Origin of the sequence: uncultured Legionella sp. (genome assembly GCF_937871865.1) — a bacterium.
In the GTDB taxonomy this organism is placed as follows: domain Bacteria; phylum Pseudomonadota; class Gammaproteobacteria; order Legionellales; family Legionellaceae; genus Legionella.
The window spans coordinates 1-7,253 of record NZ_CALMPD010000179.1 but is presented as its reverse complement, the minus strand read 5'-3'; the positions used below and the strand labels follow the sequence as shown (position 1 = coordinate 7,253).

The window sequence follows — 7,253 nt, the reverse complement described above, 5'->3', positions numbered from 1 at the left end:
GGGGGATCATGAATGAACGGACACAGGACGGCCAGGGCCGCCGGAGGCATACTTGGCCTCAATAATGGCATCGTGTATGTTGGAGGGAATTTTACATCTGTCGGCGAGCAAAGCCGCAATCGTATTGCCGCTCTTGATGTTACTACAGGTTTGGCGACTAGTTGGAATCCCAATGCTAGTGGTGTTACGCGTGCACTGGCATTTAGTGGTAGCAAGGTTTATGTAGGTGGGACTTTTACATCAATAGGTGGGCAAAATCGCAATAACATCGCGGTTCTTGACGTTAGCTCAGGCCTTGCTAGCAGCTGGGATCCTAATGCTAATAACTCAATTAATACTCTTGCAGTCAATGGAGGCAATGTTTATGCCGGAGGGGATTTTACATCTGTCGGTGGGCAGAGTCGTAGTCGTATTGCTGCCTTGGATGAAATCACGGGCTTGGCAAATAGTTGGGATCCCAATGCAAATGGCGCAGTCTATACACTTGCAGTCAGCGACAGCACTGTCTATGCAGGCGGGGCTTTTACATCAATTGGAGGACAAAGCCGTAATCGCATTGCAGCTTTGGATTCCACAGGTTTAGCTACCAGCTGGGCTCCAAGTGCTAATGCTGGTGTGCGAGTATTTGTATTAGATGAAGGAAACATTTATGTTGGAGGGGATTTTTCCTCCATAGGAGGGCAAAATCGCAGCCGCATAGCACTTCTTGATACTACCACAGGTCTTGCTGTTGCTTGGAATCCTAATGCCAATGGTATCGTTTATGCTCTTGCTGTCAACGGTAGTCGCGTTTATGCGGGAGGGGCTTTTAATTCCATTGGGGGGAAAAATCGCAGCTCTATCGCAGCACTTAACGCTGCTACAGGCAAGGTTACCGGCTGGGATCCAAATGCAAATAACGTCGTCTATGCTCTTGCTGTTAATGATAGCAATGTTTATGTAGGAGGATCTTTTACATCAATTGGAGGGCAAAGTCGCAACCGTATTGCAGCTTTGGATGCTGCTACAGGTTTAGCTACCAACTGGGATCCTAATGCGAGTGGTACTGTGTCTGTTTTGGCTTTTAGTGGCAGTACTGTTTATGCCGGAGGTAGCTTCACCCTCGCTGGTGGGTTTAGCCGCAATTACATTGCAGCTCTTGATATCACCACAGGCTTTACTACCAGCTGGAATCCCAATGCCAGTTCTACTGTAAATGCTCTTGCAGTCAATGGCAGCAGCCTTTATGCAAGAGGGATGTTTTCCAGCATGACTTCACCGCTATCTAGCTATTTTGCTATTGTTCCTATGGAGTAATTATCTTGATCTGTTTACTAGACTGTACTGAATTAGTCGAAGCAAGTTTTTCAATTAGTTCATGTTCTTGATGTCCCACGACATGTTTCTGTTTCTTGATGAGATGTTACCAATAGGCAGAAACTCGTCGCGAACGTAGAGATTTCAATGCGTAATGGAACAATATCTGTACATTTTAATTCTCTTTGATTTTAAAAAGAATTTTATCATTTTCATCTGAACTTGAGTGATTACATGGTTCGCTCGCTTGCTTTTTTGATCTTTTGATTCAGTGTTACTTGAAATCGTCAGTTAATTCAGATTTTTCATTTACTTTCTTCGATGACATCAATATCCTTTACGACAATTTTTTGAAGTGTGTGAACGGAGTTATAGATGGGAGCAGGGCATGTTCATCTTTTAAGGCAGAGAAAATTTTTACCACTTTTCCTTACCCAATTTTTCGGTGCTTTTAATGATAATGCATATAAATTAGCTATGCTTACTATGATTAGTTACCATTTGAGCCATAGTCAGGAACAATCTGAATATTATCAAGCTTTAGCTGGTGCATTATTTATCTCTCCTTTCTTCCTTTTTTCAGCAACATCTGGTCAATTGGCTGATAAATACGATAAAGCATTATTAACACGCTTAGTGAAAGCATTTGAAGTGTTATTGATGATTCTCGGTAGCATTGCTCTTTATCGAGGCAGCATTTTTCTTATGATGTTTACTCTGACCGGTCTTGGAACTCATTCTTCTTTTTTTGGTCCAATAAAATATGCCATTTTACCCGATCATCTTCCTAAACAAGAGTTGCTTGGAGCTACTGGTTTGATTGAAGCAAGCACATTTATAGCTATTTTACTTGGAACTACCTTAGGTACATTAGCAATAGGTGCGGACAATACGGTCCCTTATCTGGCAATGGGCCTTACCTTGTTTGCGGCATTTTCAGGTTTGATTTCGAGTCTGTTTATACCTTCCGCTCCCTCATCTTCTTCGTCATTAAAAGTTGATCTCAATATATGGCGTTCGACAATACTGATGCTAAAACAGGCTAGAGACGATAAAGGGGTTTTATTATCTATTTTAACCATTTCGTGGTTTTGGTTAATTGGCGCGGTGTTACTTACCAAATTACCCGATTACGTACATTATGTTTTAGGTGCAAACACAACAGTATTCGCTGTTTTTTTAGCGCTGTTTTCTATTGGTATTGCTTTAGGTTCTTTAACCATTAATCAAATTTTACGTGGTTCACTTTCTCTTTCTATCGTTCCTATTGCTATGCTGGGATTAACTCTTTTTATTTTTGATCTTTATTGGGTGTCGCCGTCTCAACTTGAAGTTCAAGAAACCTTGCTTACTTTATTTTCTTTTTTTACTCATTTTAATAATTGGCGCATAGCCTTTGATTTATTCATGCTGGCTGTTTGTTCTGGTTTATTTGTGGTTCCTTTATATACTTATTTACAGGTAGCCAGCCATCCTGAGGCTCGAGCACGTACCATTGCTGCGAATAATATTTATAATGCATTATTTATGGTATTGGGTACTGTGTTAGTCATGGTTTTATTGCATTTTAATGTGGCTATTCCTCAAGTGTTTTTCATCCTTTGCGTGTTAAATTTCTTTGCAGCTTTGTTCTTATGGGTTTGTTTAAAGCTTTTGAAGGACAAGATGTTACATTCGTCTGGCCAATCTTAAATGGGGAAAGAACTTTTGAGCCCATCTCATCAAAAGATAGAACCATGTAGGCCGTGCCTTGGCCCGACAACAAAGCCATTCAATTAGCGCAAATATCAAGTTGAGAACCGATGTCGGGCCAGGGGCCCGATACGAATTAATCCAAATTTATGTTTCTTACATTGAAGCCATTGAACTAAAGTCGGGTTATCTTTAACCAATCTTTTGCAGGCAGGAATTCTGAGTACAGTTGGGCTTCTGTAGAACCTTCTTCTGGATGCCAATCATATGCCCAATGTACTTCTGGTGGCAGTGACATTAAAATAGATTCTGTTCTGCCTCCTGATTGTAAGCCAAACAAAGTGCCTCTATCATAAACCAAATTAAATTCAACATAACGGCCACGTCTGTAATTTTGAAACGCTTTTTCTTTGGTTCCGTAAGGATGTTCCTGGCGACGTGACACAATAGGAATGTAAGCCGGAATAAAATGATTGCCTATGCTTTGCATTAAGCTAAAGCTATGCTCAAAACTTATTTCATTATAATCGTCAAAGAATAAGCCACCTATACCGCGAGCTTCATTTCTATGTTTAATAAAGAAATAATCATCGCACCACTTTTTAAATGTAGGGTAAATTGAGTCACCAAAAGGCTTGCAGGCATTGTAGGCTGTTTGATGCCAATGTTGGCAATCTTCAACAAAGCCATAATATGGAGTTAAGTCGAAACCTCCGCCAAACCACCAGACAGGAGTGGCTCCTTCTTTTTCCGCAATAAAGAATCGTACATTTGCATGCGAGGTGGGGATGTACGGATTTTCAGGATGAATCACCAATGAGACGCCTAATGCAGTAAAATGTCTGCCAGCTAATTCAGGTCGATGCGCACTTGCTGATGCAGGCAGTTGCTCTCCTGATACGTGAGAAAAATTAACACCGGCTTTGGCAAATACGCGCCCATTAGACAGGACCCTGGTGATGCCACCCCCACCGCCAGGGCGTTCCCATGACTCTTCGAAAAATTGGGCCTGAGCATCAACTTCCTCTAAAGAGGCACAAATTGAATTTTGCAGTTGAAGGAGATATGATTTAATTTGATCTATGGCATTTGCTGGTATGGATGTAGCGTCTGACATAATGAAGTACTCCAGACTGGTAAAAAATTAGCTTATTTTCTCACTCTTTATGTATTGGCACAATGTTTGCTTTACTAAATTTATATTTTCAAGGAGTGATTATGGCCCTTAATTTAGATTCATACTTCGGAATACATGCCAAGGCATTAATGGCTCGCGATCAGAGGGCATCTCAGTTAGCCAATAATTTGGCTAACGTCAATACGCCAAATTATAAAGCCAGGGATGTCGATTTTAATGAGCTGTTGGCGGCATCAATGGCTGGAGGAGCTCAGAAACTTCAGACTACTTCAGAAAGCCATATGAACACTAATGCTGATTTTTCCGCTAATTTGAAATATCGTGTCACCAATCATGTTTCATTGGATGGTAATACTGTTGATAAAGATTTGGAAACAGCTGAATTTACTAAGAACTCTTTAAATTATCAGGCCAGTTTGAGTTTTCTGGACGGTAAAATTAAATCCATGATGGTTGCTTTGAAAGGGGAATAATCATGTCATTAAATACCATTTTTGATATTGCTGGTTCGGCAATGACGGCAGAAACAGCTCGATTAAAGACCAGCGCTGGGAACCTTAGCAATGCCAATGTCGAGGCAGGAAGCCCGGAAGAGGTCTATCAGGCAAAATATCCTATCTTTGAAGCGGTTCAGGAAACTGCAAATCAATGGATGGGCGATCAAGTCAAAGCAGGAGTTCAGCTTAAAGGTACCTATGAAAGCGATGCAGAGCCAACAAAACGTCACGATCCCAATAATCCTTTGGCTGATGAAAACGGGTTTGTTTATATCTCGAATATCAACTATATAGAAGAAATGGCTAATGTGATCTCAGCTTCTCGTTCATATCAGATGAACATCGAATTGCTTAATACAACCAAACAATTGATGCAACGAACATTACAGTTAGGACAATAAGGTGAATAAGGGGAAAAGAATGTCAAGTTTAGTGAATGGTTCAAATCCTGCTTCAGCGCTGGGTCTTACTCCACAAGATCCGGCTTCACGTCAGAGTTTAGGACAAAAGGATTTTTTACGTCTTATGGTCGCTCAGGTTCAAAATCAGGATCCTATGCAACCACAAGCAAATGGAGAGTTTCTGTCTCAGCTGGCGCAGTTTAGCGCGAACGATGGAATTACCCGCATGCAGGATTCACTACAGCAAATGGCTTCATCCTTACAATCAAACCAGGCATTGCAAGCATCTGCTTTAGTTGGGCGGAAGGTCTTAGTACAAAGCGATAGCCTCAGTTTGGGCACTGAAGGCAGCGTCAAAACGGCTATTGATATGCCCGCAGGTCTTGGAAATCTTACTGCATCGATTTATTCAGAAGCAGGTGAGTTACTTAAAACAATTCCATTAGGGCAGCCTGATCCAGGCTTTTATCAATTCGATTGGGATGGTACCGGAGAAGGGGAGCAACGCATGGCGGCAGGCAACTATAAAGTCAAAGTTTCTGGAACTTATGACGGGAAGGAAGTCGCTTTAAAAACGATGACTTCAGCAAATGTTGACAGTGTCAGCCTGGGACAAAACGGCGAGGGGTTAAAGCTTAATGTATCTGGTGTCGGTTCTATTTCTTTAGATAAAGTAAGACAAATTACAGTATAAACTATCCGCAATCTCTGCATGTATTTGAGCGATAGCTAAAAATTATAAAGCAGGAGGCTATTATGGTTTTTAATACAGCGTTAAGTGGTATACAGGCATCCAGTAAGGATTTGGATGTTATTGGTAATAATATTGCAAACTCAGCTACTCCAGGTTTTAAAGGATCGCGAGCGGAATTTGCTGATGTATATACCTTTAGTACTTATGGTTCCGGGGGCACATCAGTCGGAAATGGAGTCATGTTGTCCCGCGTTCACCAGTCCTTTGCTACTGGTTCGTTAAGCCCATCGAATAATGCACTTGATCTGGCAGTGAATGGCTCCGGATTTTTCGTTTTAAGTGACCAGGGCTCAAAAGTTTATACGCGGGCAGGTCAATTTTCACTTAATAAAGACAATTATATTGTGAATTCTGCTCAACAGCATTTGACTGGCTTATTAGCCGATTCAAACGGTAAAATTACTGGTGCTTCGGGCGATCTGAGAATTAATACGTCTAATATAAGTCCTAATGCCAGTTCTATGGTTGAGGTTGGGGTGAATATGCCTGCTCAGGGGAAAACTCCGGCTCTGGATTGGGTGGGTGGAGCTGCGCCATCTGCTGATACTTATACCAATGTGACTTCTTCAACCATTTATGATAGCTTGGGTAATTCTCATGTCCTTAGCATGTTTTTTATCCGTGCTGATTCTGCAGCGGTGGCAGGAGCCCCTAATGCGGCTTCACCAGCAGGTACGGAAAATCAATGGTACGTCGCATTTCAGATAGACAATCAAAACATACCTGCTAACGTAGGTGCTCAGAATACGGATAATCTCTTTAGAGCAAATTTTAATTCGGATGGTAGCTTTGCTGGAGTGACTGATACAGCTAATGCTGCTTTGGCTAGCAACCTGATACCATTATCAATTAATTTGAATAATGGAGCTTCTCCTATTAGTTTGGATGTTGACTTATCGGTTTGTACTCAATTTGGTAGTCCTTTTGCTGTTCAGTATGCCAAAAATGATGGGTACACTACTGGTAGCCTTGCGGGTTTGGATATTGATGACACTGGTATTATTGTCGGGCGTTATACCAATGGTCGGACTCTAAATATGGGACAAATTCAATTAGCGAATTTTGCTGATCCGGAAAGTTTACAAAATTTAGGTAATACCAGCTGGGCTGAAACCTTTGGCTCAGGACAGCCGTTAATCAGTAGTGCAGGTTCGGGTGGTTTAGGAGCAATTAAGTCTGGTATGGTTGAAGAGTCTAACGTTGATTTAACCGGTGAATTAGTCAAATTGATTGGAGCACAGCGAAACTTTCAGGCTAACGCTCAAACCATACGCACGGGCGATGCCATAACACAGACCATTATGAATATTCGGTAACTATTGATGACAGCAGGAGTTAAGCCATGGAGCCTATACTTTATCATGCGATAACTGGCGGTAAATCTGACTTTCAACGACAGGCATTAATCGCCAATAATTTGGCGAACATTAATACTCCTGGTTTTAAAGCAGATTTATACCAGGCTCAAGCAATGT

Annotated in this window: 8 protein-coding genes; 7 read left to right on the top strand and 1 reads right to left on the bottom strand. The window is 41.5% G+C overall.

The window, feature by feature from the left end; all coding sequences use genetic code 11:
- Positions 1-12: 12 nt before the first annotated feature.
- The gene (locus Q0495_RS09700; RefSeq protein ID WP_298625461.1) at positions 13-1,296 is read left to right on the top strand and encodes a hypothetical protein; all 1,284 of its coding nucleotides are present in this window, start codon (positions 13-15) and stop codon (positions 1,294-1,296) included.
- Positions 1,297-1,671: 375 nt separating this feature from the next.
- Complete coding sequence (locus Q0495_RS09695; protein WP_298625458.1) at positions 1,672-2,988, top strand: MFS transporter; 1,317 nt, start codon at positions 1,672-1,674, stop codon at positions 2,986-2,988.
- Positions 2,989-3,163: 175 nt separating this feature from the next.
- Here the strand turns inward: Q0495_RS09695 and hemF are convergent, their stop codons facing one another.
- Complete coding sequence (gene hemF, locus Q0495_RS09690) at positions 3,164-4,105, bottom strand: oxygen-dependent coproporphyrinogen oxidase (protein ID WP_298625455.1); 942 nt, start codon at positions 4,103-4,105, stop codon at positions 3,164-3,166.
- A gap of 101 nt (positions 4,106-4,206) precedes the next feature.
- Between hemF and flgB the strand changes: the two genes are divergently transcribed.
- The 5 genes from flgB to Q0495_RS09665 all read left to right on the top strand — a co-directional run.
- Positions 4,207-4,599: a flagellar basal body rod protein FlgB gene (gene flgB, locus Q0495_RS09685; RefSeq protein ID WP_298625452.1), complete on the top strand. Its 393-nt coding sequence runs from the start codon at positions 4,207-4,209 to the stop codon at positions 4,597-4,599.
- A 2-nt stretch (positions 4,600-4,601) separates the two neighbouring features.
- Positions 4,602-5,024, top strand: coding sequence for a flagellar basal body rod protein FlgC (flgC, locus tag Q0495_RS09680; protein WP_298625450.1), 423 nt, complete (start codon positions 4,602-4,604; stop codon positions 5,022-5,024).
- Positions 5,025-5,043: 19 nt separating this feature from the next.
- Positions 5,044-5,718, top strand: coding sequence for a flagellar hook assembly protein FlgD (locus tag Q0495_RS09675; RefSeq protein WP_298625448.1), 675 nt, complete (start codon positions 5,044-5,046; stop codon positions 5,716-5,718).
- A 62-nt stretch (positions 5,719-5,780) separates the two neighbouring features.
- Complete coding sequence (flgE, locus tag Q0495_RS09670) at positions 5,781-7,094, top strand: flagellar hook protein FlgE (protein ID WP_298625446.1); 1,314 nt, start codon at positions 5,781-5,783, stop codon at positions 7,092-7,094.
- A gap of 26 nt (positions 7,095-7,120) precedes the next feature.
- Positions 7,121-7,253 (top strand): flagellar basal body protein (locus Q0495_RS09665; protein WP_298625463.1); only part of this gene is annotated, 133 nt, incomplete at its 3' end.

Bases quoted from the DNA above. Each gene is read 5' to 3' on its own strand.
- hemF (WP_298625455.1), bottom strand. From the start codon at position 4,105: ATGTCAGACGCTACATCCATACCAGCAAATGCCATAGATCAAATTAAA.
- Q0495_RS09695 (WP_298625458.1), top strand. From the start codon at position 1,672: ATGGGAGCAGGGCATGTTCATCTTTTAAGGCAGAGAAAATTTTTACCA.
- Q0495_RS09675 (WP_298625448.1), top strand. From the start codon at position 5,044: ATGTCAAGTTTAGTGAATGGTTCAAATCCTGCTTCAGCGCTGGGTCTT.
- Q0495_RS09700 (WP_298625461.1), top strand. From the start codon at position 13: ATGAACGGACACAGGACGGCCAGGGCCGCCGGAGGCATACTTGGCCTC.
- flgC (WP_298625450.1), top strand. From the start codon at position 4,602: ATGTCATTAAATACCATTTTTGATATTGCTGGTTCGGCAATGACGGCA.
- flgB (WP_298625452.1), top strand. From the start codon at position 4,207: ATGGCCCTTAATTTAGATTCATACTTCGGAATACATGCCAAGGCATTA.
- flgE (WP_298625446.1), top strand. From the start codon at position 5,781: ATGGTTTTTAATACAGCGTTAAGTGGTATACAGGCATCCAGTAAGGAT.